16 protein-coding genes are annotated in these 13,417 nt (G+C 63.5%); 4 read left to right on the top strand and 12 right to left on the bottom strand.

Features of this window, described 5'->3' with window-relative positions; all coding sequences use genetic code 11:
* Positions 1-50 precede the first annotated feature (50 nt).
* The 4 genes from K6N12_RS22915 to K6N12_RS22930 all read right to left on the bottom strand — a co-directional run bounded on the left by K6N12_RS22915 (position 51) and on the right by K6N12_RS22930 (position 3,429).
* Complete coding sequence (locus K6N12_RS22915) at positions 51-1,337, bottom strand: beta-ketoacyl-ACP synthase (protein WP_012557954.1); 1,287 nt, start codon at positions 1,335-1,337, stop codon at positions 51-53.
* Positions 1,338-1,349: 12 nt separating this feature from the next.
* Positions 1,350-2,555, bottom strand: coding sequence for a beta-ketoacyl-ACP synthase (locus K6N12_RS22920; protein ID WP_131711501.1), 1,206 nt, complete (start codon positions 2,553-2,555; stop codon positions 1,350-1,352).
* Positions 2,552-3,034 (bottom strand): 3-hydroxyacyl-ACP dehydratase FabZ family protein, encoded by a 483-nt coding sequence (locus K6N12_RS22925; RefSeq protein WP_097625795.1) that lies wholly within the window; start codon positions 3,032-3,034, stop codon positions 2,552-2,554. The genes K6N12_RS22920 and K6N12_RS22925 overlap by 4 nt, the downstream gene beginning before the upstream one ends.
* Before the next feature lie 116 nt (positions 3,035-3,150).
* A complete protein-coding gene (locus K6N12_RS22930) occupies positions 3,151-3,429 on the bottom strand; it encodes an acyl carrier protein (protein ID WP_003540486.1) in 279 nt (92 codons plus the stop codon).
* Positions 3,430-3,856: 427 nt separating this feature from the next.
* Between K6N12_RS22930 and K6N12_RS22935 the strand changes: the two genes are divergently transcribed.
* The gene (locus K6N12_RS22935) at positions 3,857-4,579 is read left to right on the top strand and encodes a Crp/Fnr family transcriptional regulator (protein WP_097625796.1); all 723 of its coding nucleotides are present in this window, start codon (positions 3,857-3,859) and stop codon (positions 4,577-4,579) included.
* Here the strand turns inward: K6N12_RS22935 and K6N12_RS22940 are convergent.
* The 8 genes from K6N12_RS22940 to K6N12_RS22975 all read right to left on the bottom strand — a co-directional run bounded on the left by K6N12_RS22940 (position 4,569) and on the right by K6N12_RS22975 (position 11,212).
* Positions 4,569-4,997 (bottom strand): L,D-transpeptidase, encoded by a 429-nt coding sequence (locus K6N12_RS22940; RefSeq protein WP_097625797.1) that lies wholly within the window; start codon positions 4,995-4,997, stop codon positions 4,569-4,571. The genes K6N12_RS22935 and K6N12_RS22940 overlap by 11 nt on opposite strands.
* A gap of 130 nt (positions 4,998-5,127) precedes the next feature.
* The gene (locus K6N12_RS22945) at positions 5,128-5,328 is read right to left on the bottom strand and encodes an ECs_2282 family putative zinc-binding protein (protein WP_003594021.1); all 201 of its coding nucleotides are present in this window, start codon (positions 5,326-5,328) and stop codon (positions 5,128-5,130) included.
* Between the two features lie 93 nt (positions 5,329-5,421).
* On the bottom strand, positions 5,422-6,402 hold the full coding sequence (gene cbiB, locus K6N12_RS22950) for an adenosylcobinamide-phosphate synthase CbiB (RefSeq protein ID WP_097625798.1): 981 nt from the start codon (positions 6,400-6,402) through the stop codon (positions 5,422-5,424).
* A complete protein-coding gene (gene cobD, locus K6N12_RS22955) occupies positions 6,399-7,442 on the bottom strand; it encodes a threonine-phosphate decarboxylase CobD (protein ID WP_097625799.1) in 1,044 nt (347 codons plus the stop codon). Before cobD ends, cbiB begins: the two co-directional genes overlap by 4 nt.
* The gene (locus K6N12_RS22960) at positions 7,439-8,746 is read right to left on the bottom strand and encodes a cobyrinic acid a,c-diamide synthase CobB (protein WP_097625800.1); all 1,308 of its coding nucleotides are present in this window, start codon (positions 8,744-8,746) and stop codon (positions 7,439-7,441) included. Before K6N12_RS22960 ends, cobD begins: the two co-directional genes overlap by 4 nt.
* Complete coding sequence (cobA, locus tag K6N12_RS22965) at positions 8,743-9,582, bottom strand: uroporphyrinogen-III C-methyltransferase (protein WP_097625801.1); 840 nt, start codon at positions 9,580-9,582, stop codon at positions 8,743-8,745. The genes K6N12_RS22960 and cobA overlap by 4 nt, the downstream gene beginning before the upstream one ends.
* A gap of 190 nt (positions 9,583-9,772) precedes the next feature.
* A complete protein-coding gene (locus K6N12_RS22970; protein ID WP_097625802.1) occupies positions 9,773-10,723 on the bottom strand; it encodes a nucleoside hydrolase in 951 nt (316 codons plus the stop codon).
* Between the two features lie 69 nt (positions 10,724-10,792).
* Positions 10,793-11,212 (bottom strand): cobalamin biosynthesis protein, encoded by a 420-nt coding sequence (locus K6N12_RS22975; protein ID WP_097625803.1) that lies wholly within the window; start codon positions 11,210-11,212, stop codon positions 10,793-10,795.
* A 147-nt stretch (positions 11,213-11,359) separates the two neighbouring features.
* Between K6N12_RS22975 and K6N12_RS22980 the strand changes: the two genes are divergently transcribed.
* The 3 genes from K6N12_RS22980 (at position 11,360) to K6N12_RS22990 (ending at position 13,415) form a co-directional block, all read left to right on the top strand.
* Positions 11,360-12,145 carry a TSUP family transporter gene (locus K6N12_RS22980; RefSeq protein WP_097625804.1) on the top strand — a complete coding sequence of 262 codons (786 nt, stop codon included), beginning with the start codon at positions 11,360-11,362 and terminating at the stop codon, positions 12,143-12,145.
* A gap of 110 nt (positions 12,146-12,255) precedes the next feature.
* Entirely contained in the window at positions 12,256-12,621 is a 366-nt protein-coding gene (locus K6N12_RS22985; RefSeq protein ID WP_097625805.1) for a nuclear transport factor 2 family protein, read from the top strand.
* Positions 12,621-13,415 carry a helix-turn-helix domain-containing protein gene (locus K6N12_RS22990; RefSeq protein WP_097625806.1) on the top strand — a complete coding sequence of 265 codons (795 nt, stop codon included), beginning with the start codon at positions 12,621-12,623 and terminating at the stop codon, positions 13,413-13,415. The genes K6N12_RS22985 and K6N12_RS22990 overlap by 1 nt, the downstream gene beginning before the upstream one ends.
* The last annotated feature ends 2 nt before the right edge of the window (positions 13,416-13,417 follow it).

Genomic DNA, 13,417 nt, shown 5'->3' on the forward strand with positions numbered 1-13,417 from the left:
GGGCCGATGCTGTAGGCTTCATCTCATCTCAAAAATGTGTCGGGAACCGCTTAAGCCGGTTCGAGCGCCATGACAAGGCTGGCATTCTGCCCGCCGAAGCCGAAGGAGTTGGAAAGCACGGCGGAAACCTGCGCTTCCCGCTTTTTGTTCGGCACGACATCGAGAACGATCGACGGATCGGGATTGGTGTAGTTGATCGTCGGCGGCAGCGTCCCTGTCAGCATCGTCTGCAGCGAGAACACCGCCTCGACGGCGCCCGCCGCCGTCAACGTATGGCCGATCATCGACTTGTTCGAGGAAACCGGAATGCCGACGAGCCGCTCGCCGAAGACGGCCGACATCGCCCCATATTCCATCTTGTCGTTCTCCGGCGTCGAGGTGCCGTGCGCGTTGATGTAGCCGATGCCGCTTTCGTCGATGCCGGCATCGGCAAGGGCCGCGCGGATCGTCGCGATCGCCGGGCCGCCGTCCGGCGAGGAGCGGGTGCGGTGGAAGCTGTCTGCCTTGTCGCCGGCGCCCTTCATGATGCCGAGCACCTTGGCGCCGCGGGCGACCGCCGCTTCCAGCGATTCCAGCACCAGCGTCGCCGCACCTTCGGCGATGACGAAACCGTCGCGATCCTTGCTGAACGGCTTGGATGCCTTGGTCGGCGGATCGTTCTGCGTCGAAAGGGCCGACAGCAGCGAGAAGCGGATCAGCGCTTCGGCGCTGAGAGAGCCGTCGGTTGCAACCGTCAGGGCGCGATCGGTGCGGCCCTGGCGGATCGCCTCGATGCCGAGCTGGATCGCCGTAACGCCGGAGGCGCAGGCCGTCGACAGCGTGACCGGAAGGCCGCGCGTGCCGAACCGGTCGGCAAGCCGCTCCGAAATCGCGCCAAACAGGGCCGCCTCATGGAAGGCCGGATCTGGCCGTTGACGCAACGCCGTCAGGAAACGTTCATAAGCATCACCAGGATGCTCGGAGGCCGGCGAACGGTCGGCAAGCTCGAAACGGGCGCTCCATTCCGGCTCGATCGGCGGAGCGGCGAGGAAAAGCGGGCCATTGAAATCGCCGGAAAGGCCGGCATCGGCAAGCGCCTCGATCGTCGTTTCGCGGGCGAAGGCGTAGGAGCGCTCGACGGCATTCGGGGCCGGGATGCCGATGAAATCGACGGTGCCGGCGATCCGCGTCGACAATCCTTCGGTCGGGAAACGGTTGATCTCGTGGATGCCCGAGGTGCCTGACGAAAGCGCTGCCCAGTTGTCGCTGAGGCCTTGACCGAGCGAGGTGATGATACCCATGCCGGTCACGGCCACGATCGGACGGCCGAGGTGATCCCTGTAAGCGGAAGCTGTCATATCTTTCACTCCTCACGCATTTGCGGAAAGGACGGCAACGCCCTCGCCGCGCTGGTGTCCGACCGCGGTCACGACGGCGGCGGTGGCGCCTGCCCGCATCGGCGCTTCATGGGCAGCATCGAAGGCCGGAACCTTGGCCTTGCCGTCGACGGCAAGCGCTGCAAGCGCCAGACCCAGCGTGAACTGCGTCTCGATCGTATGGCCGGTGACGCCGCCAAAGCCACGGATTGCAGCACCGGGCAATTGATGTTCGAGCACTGCCCGCTCGCGGGCGGCAAGATCGTGCATGCCGGTCGAGCCGGAAAAGATCGCCGTGCTTTCGGCGGCAAGCCCGGTGGCGGGTGCTAAAAGCCGCTCCAGCCGGACCTCGAGATTGCCGGCATTGCGGTTGCCGCGGTCGCCCTCGACCGCATCGATGACAGCATAGATATGCGCGCCGCGCGCTTCCGCATGCTGGCGCGATTCCAGCACCAGGAAGGCGCCGGCCGAACCAGTGATCATGCCGCCGCCGTCGCTTGATTTGCGCGACCAGAGCGGCACCCAGTCGCCGCGCGCATGGGCGCCGATCGCTTCGGTGAGCAGGATCATATCCGGCCGCTCCGCTGCGAAGGCGCCGCCGACCAGCGCATGCGAGGATTCGCCTGATTTAATGCGATAGAAGGCGGTCTCGACGGCTGAAATCCCTGCCGCTTCCTCGCCCATGAAGGTACGCGACGAGCCGGTGACCTTATGCACGATCGAGATGTTGCCGGCGAGCAGGTTGGAAAGCTGGGCGAGGAACAGCGTCGGCCTGAGCTCTGTCGTCAGCTTCTCGTTCAGCAGCAATTCGCGGTCGTTGCGCTTCAGCGCCTCGTCGACAATCAGCGTATCGACATTGATGTCGCGCTCGCCGCCGCCGGCCGCTACGATCATGTCCATCGTGCCACAGGCCTCGAGATTGTCTTTGAAGCCGGCATCGTCGAGTGCCAAGCCTGCGGCGAAGACGCCGATGCGCTGCCAGTTCTCCATCTGGCGCTGGTCGCCACGCTTGGCGATCTGCTGCGACCAGTCGATTTCGGGCAGCGGATGCACCGGATAGGGCTTGAACTTCTCAGTCTCGACGATCGCCTTCGGCGCGCTTGCCGCCGAAAGTAGCGCGATATGCGCATCCTTACCGACGCCCTGACAGGTGACGATGCCGATGCCTGAGATGACGACGTCGTTTGCAGCCTTGCTCATCCAACCACTCCCTGCGCCGCGATCGCTTCGAGAAGCCCGATCTCGCCGGCACGTTTTTTGACGATATCGCCGAGCGGCACTTCGGAAAACGGCATGGTGCGAAGCTTCAGCTGCGCATCACAGACCTTCTTGCCGGCGCTGGTGATTTTAGCCTTGGTAACCGCGAAACCCGAACCGTCGTGCTCAAGCACCGCCTCGATGTCGAGCACGGCTTCCGGCTCGACGAACGTGCGCATCTTGGCGCCGTCGACTGACATCAGGAAAGGCATGGCGGCGAAGTTGGTGACGGCAAGCACCAGCATGCCGGAGGCCTGCGCCATGGTCTCGATCAACAGCACACCGGGAACGAGCGGCATGCCGGGAAAATGACCCTCGAAGACAGGGCTCTTGGCCGGCACGACGGATCGCGCGTTCAGCGTGCCCTTTTTCAGGTCCACCGCTTCGACGCGGTCAATCATCTGGAAATATTCCAGCAGCATTCGGATCCTCCGGCCCGACAGGCCAGATCCGCCCGCCGGTGACGCCTAGTTAGGAACGAAACCGCCCAGCCGCCATAGTCAGGCGGCAGGGCGCTCAAAAAAAGACGGTTATGTCCTCAGGCCTTGGCTGCTTTGAGCTCGTCGATTTTGGCGCAGAGGTTCTTCAGCACGAAATATTCTTCGGTGGAAACCTTGCCCTCGTTGACTTCCTGCGTCCACTTTTCGAGCGGAATCTTGATGCCGAACTCCTTGTCGATCGCAAAGACGATGTCGAGGAAATCGAGGCTGTCGATACCGAGGTCGTCGATCGTATGGCTCTCCGGCGTGATCGTCGCGCGGTCGATCTCGCTGGTTTCTGCAATAATGTCGGCAACTTTATCGAATGTAGCGGTCACGCGCTGTACCTCATGAAATGACGATTTAAACCTCCTCATAGGCAAATCCATTTCAAAAGCCAATGCTTTCGTCCCGGCGTTGCGGCAATTTGCCGGCGGGGTGTTGCCTAAACAGCAATGGAATGCAGGCCGTTCCCGTCACCCGAGGCGGGGCGATGCCGCTGCAGCCCCTGCGCCGACGGCGCAACAAGCATCCGAATCAAAGCCGCGGACGGCCTCGCCTCGAAGCAAGCGCCCCCGGCCGGAGCCGCAAGCCCGGACAGTTGATCTGGATCAAATCGCAGGCCCCGAAAATTTGATAATCATCAAGCGACGCGGGAAGAAATCGGGATAGCCGAACCAACTCGCAATCGCGGCGTAATCGTCTCGGAAGAGCCAGCCATGCCCGGGCATGCCGGGTGCATCCGGATTTCGAAGGGATCAGGAAATGGACGTCGCACGCAGTAAGGTTTCCGAGGCCGGCACGCCCGTCGCTTGCCGTTCCTGCCAGGCCCGGCACGGCGTCGTCTGTGGCGCCTTGTCGAGCAGCCAGTTGCGAGAGCTCGGCCGCCATTCGCTGCGCCGCAAGGTCGATGCGGGCTCTGAGATCGTCGCTCAAGCGTCGGAAAGCTCTTTCTATTCGAACATCATGCGCGGGGTGGTGAAGCTCTGCAAGGTGATGCCGGACGGTCGCCAGCAGATCGTCGGCCTGCAATTCGCCCCAGATTTCGTCGGCAGGCCTTTCGTGCGCGAGAGCACGCTGTCGGCCGAGGCTGCGACCGATGCCGAAATCTGCGTCGTCCCCCGCAACTTGCTCGACCGCATGATATCAGAGACTAGGGAATTGCAGCGCAGCCTCCACGATCAGGCACTGAAGGAGCTGGATGCCGCGCGCGAATGGATGCTGACGCTCGGCCGGCGCACCGCCGAGGAGAAGGTCGCAAGCCTGCTCCACCTCATCGCCACGCATGCCGAGCCGCAAACGGCCACCAGCACCGCCTTCGATCTGCCGCTATCGCGCGCCGACATCGCCGATTTTCTCGGGCTGACGATCGAAACCGTCAGCCGCCAGTTGACCCGGCTGCGCAAAGAGGGAGTCATCCGCATCGAGAACATCCGGCATATCGTCGTCCCCGGCATGGATGAGCTGGAAAAGAAAATCAGCGCGTAATCACCACACGGGTATTGGCAAGGCCGGCCTGACGCGCCAGCGAGAAGAACTCGGCCGCATTGTCGGGATGCAGGCGGACGCAGCCATGCGAGGCCGGCCGGCCCAGGCGCTTCAGGTCGAAAGTGGCGTGAACGGCGTAACCGCCGTTGAAGAACACAGCGTAGGGCATCGGCGCATTGTCGTATTTCCGGGAACGATGATCGCGCGACAGCCACTTGGCGCTCCACGAACCGGTGGGCGTGACGTAGCCGTTGCGTGCGGTCGAAACCTTCCAGCGATACTTGACGAAGCCGTTCTCGGTGACGGTCATCGTCTGCTTGCCGATGCTGATATTGGCAACCAGCATTGCTGCCTCGGCGGCAACGGGAAAAAACTGCAGCAATAAACTTGCGGCCGCAGCCGCCAAAATCGTCTTCATGATAGCCCCTCTTCGCACCCGCGCAGTTTATTGCGCCCTCACGACAGAGAGACTAAGCCAATACTTTCTATATTGCTTTAATCCGAATGGTAATCACAATTTTAACACGTTTAAGCCGTGAGCAACTAACCTACTGGAGCTTGCGCCCGGCCGCAGGCCGGCTGACGCGCTGATAGGCCTTGTTCATCTTCTCGCGGATAGAGGCCATCGTGCCGAGATTGTGACCGCAGGCGGCACAGGTAATGATATCGGTCTCCCGGATTTCGGGCCGCTCGAACTTCATCTTGGTGCTCTTGCACTTCGGGCACGGTAATTCAACCTGAACTGTCATCGCTCTGCTTCCGGTCTGATGAGATATGAGGCGCTTCGCATAAACCTTTGCGGCGGAGCTGTCCACCGGGGCGTGGACGCGCTGCGTGGCGCCCTACAGAAAACACAGAAACAACCCGAAGATCAGACCGGTGAGCACCATGCAGCTGGCATAGAACACCGACACGCCGTCTTCAATGTCCGCGGCGGTGGCGACGTCCCGCCCCGGGTTGTTGATCATCGGCTCCGTCACGACGACACCGCCATAAATGCGCGGTCCGGCGAGCTGGACATTGAGGGCGCCGGCCATGGCCGCCTCCGGCCTGCCGGAATTCGGCGAGCGGTGCAGGCCGCCGTCGCGCATCGCCACGCGGATCGCCTCGCGGCAGGGGCTCATGCCGCGCCGGATACAGGCCCCGGCGGCGATCAGCAGGATGGAGAGCCGCGCGGCCGGCCAGTTGACGATATCGTCGAGCCGGGCAGCGGCCCAGCCGAAATCGATGTATTTTTCCGATCTGTGGCCGATCATCGAATCGGCCGTGTTCAGCATCTTATAGGCAAGCAGGCCCGGGAGGCCGAAGATGGCATAGCATAGGGCCGGCGCCACGACGCCGTCGGAGAAATTTTCCGCAAGGCTTTCGATCGCCGCGCGGCAGACGGCCGGCTCGTCGAGCGTTTCGGGATCGCGGCCGACGATGCGGGAGACAGCGTTCCGGCCGCCGGCGAGCCCTTCGCCGCGCAAGGCGGTCGCGACGGCCGCGACATGATCGGCAAGGCTCTTCTGCGCCAGGAAAATCGCCACCAGACCGGCCTCCAGCACGAGGCCGGCAAGGCCGAAGAGCGCGAAGAACCGATCGAACACGAAGCCCGCGGCGATCGACAGCAGCAGCAGCGCCAGGATTGCCGCGACGCCGTTCATCCGGCGCTGGGAGCCCGTAAGGCTTGAGGGATTGAGCTGCTGGTCGGCATAGGAAATCGCCACGCCGAACATGACGACGGGATGCGGCACGCGTGACCACAGCCACTGCGGATCGCCGGCGATCCGGTCGAGCAGCAGCGCCAGAAGCAGCACAAGAAGGTTTTCGTCGATCGTCATCGCTCAAATCCCTGAAGGGCTTCGCCAAGCCGCCTGTCCGCCGCCGGATCGGGCGTCAAGCCGAACCGCAGCCAATCCGGCGCATAATCGAACTTGCGGACGAGAATATGATGCCGGCAAAGATGCGTGTAAATGTCGCTCGCCCTGCTATCGGCGGCAAGGGTGAACAATGCCGTTCCTCCCCTGATCCTCAACCCGGCCGAAGTCAGCGTCGCCTGCAGCGCGGCGCTACGTTTATCGAGAGAGTGGCGGATCGCGGAGACGTCGGAGCGAAACAGCGAGGCGGCCAGCGACAGCGCCGGGCCGGAGACCGCCCAAGGGCCAAGCCAGTCCTCGATACGAGCCAGAATATCCTCGCGCGCGATTGCAAAACCGAGCCGCAGGCCGGCAAGCCCGAAAAACTTCCCGAAGGAGCGGAAAATGATCAGGTTGGAGAGCTCTTGCGCGTGGGCTGCGAGGCTCCGCGCCGGATCGGCATCACCGAAGGCCTCGTCGACGACGAGAATCCCGCCTGCCGCTTTCATCCTGTCGTGCAGGCCGATCAGCGTTTTGGCCGGCCAGACCCTGCCGTCCGGATTGTTCGGATTGACGACGACCGCAAGCCTGTGTTCACCGCCGGTCGCAGCAATATCATCGACCGCATCGACGACAAAACCGGCAGAGGCGAAGGCGCGCGCATATTCGCCGTAAGTCGGCGATACCACGACAATCCTATTGTCCGTCACGGCGACCCTGTCGTCCGTCGCGGCGCCCCGGCCTCCCTGTCGAAGCAGGCGCGGCAGGAGCTGGATCACGGATTGCGTCCCGGGCACCGGCAGCGGCAGGATCGCTCCGCTGCCATAATGATCGCGCGCCGCAAATCTTGCCTCGTCGACGAGATGCCTGTCCGGCAGACGGTGCCAGGCCATTGCCGGGATGTCAGGCAGGGCGACGGGACAGGGGTTGATGCCGGTGGAAAGGTCGAGCCAGTCTTCCGGCCTGCCGCCGAAAGCAGCGGCTGCGGCGGTAATGCCGCCGCCGTGGGCGATCGGCGCGCTCACGCGGCCGCTCTCGCAAGATCGATCAGATGCATGTAGGAGCCAGCTACCTGGCCGCGCCGGAGCCCGACAGCACCGAGATCGGTTCCCAAAGCGTCCTGTGCGGCAAACAGCCGCTTTCCCTCGCCCTCGGAAACAACGCTGGAATAGTGGAATTCATGCGCCGTCATCGTCCGCGCGAAGAAGGCGCCGTCGAGCGGTGTCACACGGCGATAGCCGAGATGACGCCGGCGCTCGGCATAGCTGGTGACAACAGGCAGCAGGCCGAGCATTTCATGGCGCTTGCCCTCGGCATCGATCAGCCCATCGCCGAGCACCATGTAGCCGCCGCACTCGCCGTAGATCCTGATGCCGCGCGCCGCCGCATCGAGCATGCCGGCGCGGAAATTCTGCGCTTGGGAGAGCCGTCCCGCATGCAGCTCGGGATAACCGCCCGGCAGATAGATCGCATCGGCGTTGCCGGCCGGCGCCTCGTCGGCGAGCGGCGAGAAGAAGGAAATATCGGCCCCGCGGCGGCGCCACCCCAGCAGCATATGCTCGTAAGAAAAGGCGAAGGCGACATCGCGCGCCACGGCGATGCGGGCGCCGATCGGCATCAGCCGATCGATATTGGCGGCAGACGGCCGGTTGAGCCCCTGCCTTGCGATGCGCAGCAGGAATTCGAAATTGCATTCCTCGGAAACGGCGTCCGCCGCATGGTCGATGAAATTCTCAAGCGTCGCATGTTCACCGGCCTGGACGAGGCCGAGATGGCGCTCCGGCAAGGCAAGCGTCTTGTCGCTGGCGATCACGGCGACAACAGGCATGCGGATCGCTTCGAGCGAGTGGCGCAGCATCGCCTCATGCCGTTCGCTGCCGACCTTGTTGAGGATGACGCCGGCAACGCGGACATCGGCGCGAAAGCCGGCGAATCCTGATACCAGCGGCGCCACCGATTGCGACATGCGCGAGGCATCGACGACCAGCACCACGGAGAGGCCGAGCTGGGCGGCAAGATCGGCCGCCGTCCCCTTTCCGTCGGCCGCTCCGTCGAAAAGTCCCATCATCGCCTCGATGACGAGGATGCGGTCGCCGGAGCGGTGAAGGGCTGAATTGGCCGAGATCAGTTCCGGGCGCATCGCCCAGGGATCGAAATTCAGGCAAGGCGTGCCGCTTGCCGCCGCATGGAAAGCGGGATCGATGTAATCCGGCCCGGCCTTGCCGGGTGCCACCGCAACGCCGCGTCGGCGCAGCGCCCTCAGCAGCCCGAGCGTCACCGTCGTCTTGCCGGCGCCGGAGGAAGGGGCTGCGATCAGAAGGCCGCTCATATCAGCACCTGGCCGGACCGGCGAAATGGATCGGATTGCAGGCGCCGGCCCGCCAGGGCGCCGAGCCAGTCGAGCGAGGCTCTGAGCCGCACCACCTCGCCGACGACGACCACCGCTGGCGGCTCGAGCCCGGAGGCGGCGACTGTCTCGGGCGCGTCGCCAAGCGTCGTTTCCAGCACCTGCTGCCGGCCGGTGGCGGCGTTGCAGACGAAGGCAACGGGTTCGGACGGCGGCCGGCCGGCGGCGATCAACCGGGCGCTGATCTCGGCAATATGTTTCATCGCCATATACATGACGATGACAGGTGAACCCCGGCCGATCGCCTCCCAGTTGATCCTGTCGGGCACGATGCCGGAGGAATCATGGCCGGTGAGGAAGGTGACGGCATGGTTGATGTCGCGATGTGTCACCGGAATGCCGGCATAGGCAAGCCCACCGATGCCGGCGGTGATGCCGGGCACGATGCGGAAGGGGATGTTGTGCTCGACCAGCGTCAGCGCCTCTTCGCCGCCACGGCCGAAGACGAAGGGGTCGCCGCCTTTTAGCCGCAGCACTCGCTTGCCGGCCCGCGCCAGCTCAACCAGCCGTAGCGAGATGTCGCGCTGTTTCGCCGAAGGCTTGCCGCCGCGTTTTCCCGCAAATTCCACCACCGCCTGCTGCCGCGCCAGCGCCAGGCATTCCTCGTTGACGAGCGCGTCGTGCACGATGACATCAGCCTCGGAAAGTCCCTTGGCAGCCAGCAGCGTCAACAGCCCGGGATCACCGGGGCCGGCCCCGACGAGCCAGACGCTGCCCGGCTCCAGCGCCGGAAGATGAGAGAGTTGGCTATTCAACATTTTGTTGATCTAGGCCCAGCGAGGAGCAAGGTCAACGCCGCCTGCCCCGCCTCACTTGAAGTTGCTGAGATGACCATGACTCACTTTACGAGAAAGCGGATTCGAATTCTCCGAAAATCCGAATAACAATATGAATATATTATCATATGATCGCAAAAGCCGGCCGCGATGCAGCCGGCCTCCCAGTCGGTCAAACGCGAAGCAGCGCCTTGCGGATAAGGTCGATGACTTTCTCCGATTCGATACCGGTGCAGATGATCTGGCTCGGTAGACCATCCCAGTCGCCCGGCGGGAAACGGCGACCGTCCGGCTTGATGATTGTCTGGCCGTCGGCAATGCCGCCGCACACGACGCGCACCGCACCCGATATCGACGAGAACAATTCCGGCGCCACGACATAGACCGCAGCGCAGCTGTCATGCACCATCATGCCGTCTTCGACCGCATGCTTGTAGAAATCGATATAGGACTGCGACAGTGCGTCGAGCAGCTTTACAGCCTCGTCGCCCTTGGCAGCCATCTCGCCGAGATAGCTCCGGCTCATCGTGGTGATCGAGGTGACGTCGAGGGCGATGACGGCGACCTTCCAGGGCGCGGTCATGACGATGTCGGCCGCTTCGGGATCACCGTGGATATTGGCCTCGGCGACCGGCGAGACATTGCCCGGCACATAGAAATTGCCGCCCATGATGACGACGTCCTTGACCAGCCCCGCAATCTCCGGGTCTTCCTTCAGCGCCCGTGCCAGATTGGTCATCCGGCCGACGGCGACGAGGCGCACTTCCCCTGGGTTGGCGCGGACGGTGTCGATGATGAAGCGATGCGCCGGACGCGGATCGAGTGCCACATCAATCTTTTCCGGCACCTCGATATCGCCGAGGCCGTTGTCGCCATGCACCATCGCCGGCCATTCCCGCTCGGCGCGCGATGGATCGATGGTGACGCTGGCGCCCTTGGCAACCGGCGCTGCGATACTCCATTCGCGCTTCAGGAAAAGCGCATTGCGCGTTGTCGTCTCGACCGAGGCATTGCCGAAAACGGTGGTGATACCGATCAGATCGATTTCGGGATGGCGGTGCAGGAAAAGAAGCGCCATGGCGTCGTCGACGCCCGGATCCGTGTCATAAATGACCTTGTGCATGGAATATCCTTTATGTGCAAACCGCGAGCTGCCGGACGGCGCCGCGAATTGCCGCCACCATAACGCCCGTCAGGCTTTCTGCAACCCGATGCGGGCGACCGCCGCCGTCGCATGCGCGGATTTGATTTTGCCGAGCAAGAGCTCCGCATCCGCTCCGATGGCCACAAGTGCCGCCGATTCCGCCACGCCGTGACAGCCGACGCGGGCAAAGACGATCTCCGAGGGATTTTTGAGCCGCGGCGTTGCCGCTTCCAGCCGCGGCGCATCGAAGAACAACGCCGGCACGGAAAAATGCTCGGCAGCGGCAAGGATTGCCGCCTCCTGCCTCCGGCTGTCGATGGAAGCGATGGCAGCAAGCTCCGCCCCGCCGATACCGGCCGCATCGAGGGCCGTTATCGCCAGCGCTAGAACCTCCGCAGAGGGCGTCCCGCGCTCGCAACCAAGGCCGAGCACGTGGCGTCGTGCCGTATCGAAGGAAATATCACTCATGGAAGCCGTCGAATGCGCTCTGCTGTGTCCCAGAAGATGATGCCGTCGGGAAACCGCTCCTGCTTGTCGGCATCATGCTCTGGCAGCCATTGCAGCTTAGAATGGGAAATGCAACAAAGCCACCCGAAAGCTCTCCGGAATACCATCTTGCCTGACATTGCTCCTCATCTGCTTCTGCTGCTCTGCGCGGCTGCCTTCTTTGCCGGTTTCGTCGATTCGATCGCGGGCGGCGGCGGTCTCATCAGCGTTCCCGCCATGCTGATTGCCGGCATTCCGCCGCTGCAGACGCTCGGCACCAACAAGGTGCAGTCGATCTTCGGCGCAGCCTCGGCAACGCTCGCTTATGCCCGCAAGGGCCACGTGCAGCTTCGCGAACAATTGCCGATGGCGCTGATGGCGGTCATGGGCGGGGCGCTCGGCGCCGCTCTTGCCACGATCGTGCCCGGACAAGTCCTGCAGGCGATCATGCCGGTGTTGCTGCTGTCGATCGCGATCTTCTTTGCCGTCAAACCGAACCTCAACGACGTCGATACCCATCGCCGCATCACGCCCTTCGCCTTCGGTCTGACACTGGTCCCGGCTATCGGCTTCTATGACGGTGTCTTCGGCCCCGGCACCGGTTCCTTCTTCATGCTCGCCTTCGTCACCCTCGCCGGCTTCGGCGTGTTGAAGGCGACGGCGCACACCAAGCTTCTCAATCTCGGCTCGAATTTCGGCGCGCTGATCGTCTTCGCAAGTTTCGGCGCAATACTGTGGAAGATCGGCCTGTTGATGGGCGTCTGCCAATTCCTCGGCGCGCAGCTCGGTTCGCGGCTCGCCATGCGTATCGGCGCAAAGCTCATCAAGCCGCTGCTCGTCATCGTCTGCGTCGCCCTTGCAGTCAAACTGCTCGCCGATCCGGCAAATCCGCTGCGCGTCTGGCTCGGCGTTTAGCCTAAATATTTGACCGCCTCCATTACCTCTGACGTAATTGATAGGCCGCATCGCCTTCCCGCATGATCGCGCTGCCTGGAGTGAACGGGCGATCAAAAGGAGATGACCCGATGAACGACGCAAACAGCAATGCCGAGCGCTACCTCGCCGTCTGGAACGAGACGGATGCGGCTCACCGCCGCGCTCTCATCGCCGAGAGCTGGGTGGAAGCCGCAACCTACGTCGATCCGCTGATGTGCGGCGAAGGCCACGAGCAGATCAATTCGCTGGTGGAGGCCGTGCAGAACCGCTTTCCCGGTTTTCGTTTCGAACTGATCGGCACGGCTGACGGCTATGGCGACAATCTGCGTTTCTCCTGGGGCCTCGGGCCTGCCAATGGCGAAGCACTGATCAAGGGCACGGATTTTGCCGAGCTTGAGGGTGGCAAGCTGAAATCCGTCCGCGGCTTCATCGACCAATTGCCGGAAGCCGCCTGATGGCGCCGACCGCCCGCTCTCTTGGCGATCATTTGCGCGAATGGCGCCAGCGCCGCCGGATGAGCCAGCTCGACCTGGCGCTGGAGGCCGATATCTCGCAGCGGCATCTGAGCTTCATCGAGAGCGGGCGCTCGACGCCGAGCCGCGACATGCTGCTGCATCTTGCCGAACGCCTCGGCGTGCCGCTCCGCGACCGGAACCCGCTGCTGCTGGCGGCGGGTTTCGCTCCCGTCTTTACCGAGCGTGCGCTCGACGATCCCGCCTTGGAACCAGCGCGCCGCGCCATCGACATGGTGTTGAAGGCTCATCAGCCTTTCCCGGCGCTCGCGATCGACCGCCACTGGACCCTCGTTGCCTCCAACGCGGCGCTGGCGCCGCTCATCTCAGGCATTGCCGATCCGTCCCTGCTGGAACCCCCGGTCAATGTGCTGCGCCTCAGCCTGCACCCGCAAGGACTGGCGCCCCGCATTGCAAACCTCCCGGAATGGCGCGCCCACCTTATCGACCGGCTGCGCCAGCAAATATCGGCCTCGGGCGATCCGGTATTGGAAAGGCTGCTGAAAGAACTGCTGTCCTATCCGGTGCCCGAAGCGGCGAACGACGCGCATAGCGACCACGCCGGCATCGCCGTTCCGCTGAAGCTTTCGACCAAGGCCGGCCCGCTATCCCTGATCTCGACGACCACAGTCTTCGGCACGCCCGTCGACATCACTCTGTCGGAACTGGCCGTGGAATCCTTCTTCCCGGCGGATGAGGAAACAGCCGCGATCCTGCGCGGCCTTTCCCTCAACTGATG

Origin of the sequence: Rhizobium redzepovicii (genome assembly GCF_019793435.1) — a bacterium.
GTDB lineage: Bacteria > Pseudomonadota > Alphaproteobacteria > Rhizobiales > Rhizobiaceae > Rhizobium > Rhizobium redzepovicii.

Excerpts from the sequence above, each read along its gene's own strand:
- K6N12_RS22990 (WP_097625806.1), top strand. The coding sequence starts at position 12,621 with ATGGCGCCGACCGCCCGCTCTCTTGGCGATCATTTGCGCGAATGGCGC.
- K6N12_RS22960 (WP_097625800.1), bottom strand. The coding sequence starts at position 8,746 with ATGAGCGGCCTTCTGATCGCAGCCCCTTCCTCCGGCGCCGGCAAGACG.
- K6N12_RS22985 (WP_097625805.1), top strand. The coding sequence starts at position 12,256 with ATGAACGACGCAAACAGCAATGCCGAGCGCTACCTCGCCGTCTGGAAC.
- K6N12_RS22925 (WP_097625795.1), bottom strand. The coding sequence starts at position 3,034 with ATGCTGCTGGAATATTTCCAGATGATTGACCGCGTCGAAGCGGTGGAC.
- K6N12_RS22945 (WP_003594021.1), bottom strand. The coding sequence starts at position 5,328 with ATGACAGTTCAGGTTGAATTACCGTGCCCGAAGTGCAAGAGCACCAAG.
- K6N12_RS22975 (WP_097625803.1), bottom strand. The coding sequence starts at position 11,212 with ATGAGTGATATTTCCTTCGATACGGCACGACGCCACGTGCTCGGCCTT.
- K6N12_RS22915 (WP_012557954.1), bottom strand. The coding sequence starts at position 1,337 with ATGACAGCTTCCGCTTACAGGGATCACCTCGGCCGTCCGATCGTGGCC.
- K6N12_RS22920 (WP_131711501.1), bottom strand. The coding sequence starts at position 2,555 with ATGAGCAAGGCTGCAAACGACGTCGTCATCTCAGGCATCGGCATCGTC.
- K6N12_RS22935 (WP_097625796.1), top strand. The coding sequence starts at position 3,857 with ATGGACGTCGCACGCAGTAAGGTTTCCGAGGCCGGCACGCCCGTCGCT.
- K6N12_RS22970 (WP_097625802.1), bottom strand. The coding sequence starts at position 10,723 with ATGCACAAGGTCATTTATGACACGGATCCGGGCGTCGACGACGCCATG.
- K6N12_RS22940 (WP_097625797.1), bottom strand. The coding sequence starts at position 4,997 with ATGAAGACGATTTTGGCGGCTGCGGCCGCAAGTTTATTGCTGCAGTTT.
- cobA (WP_097625801.1), bottom strand. The coding sequence starts at position 9,582 with ATGTTGAATAGCCAACTCTCTCATCTTCCGGCGCTGGAGCCGGGCAGC.
- cbiB (WP_097625798.1), bottom strand. The coding sequence starts at position 6,402 with ATGACGATCGACGAAAACCTTCTTGTGCTGCTTCTGGCGCTGCTGCTC.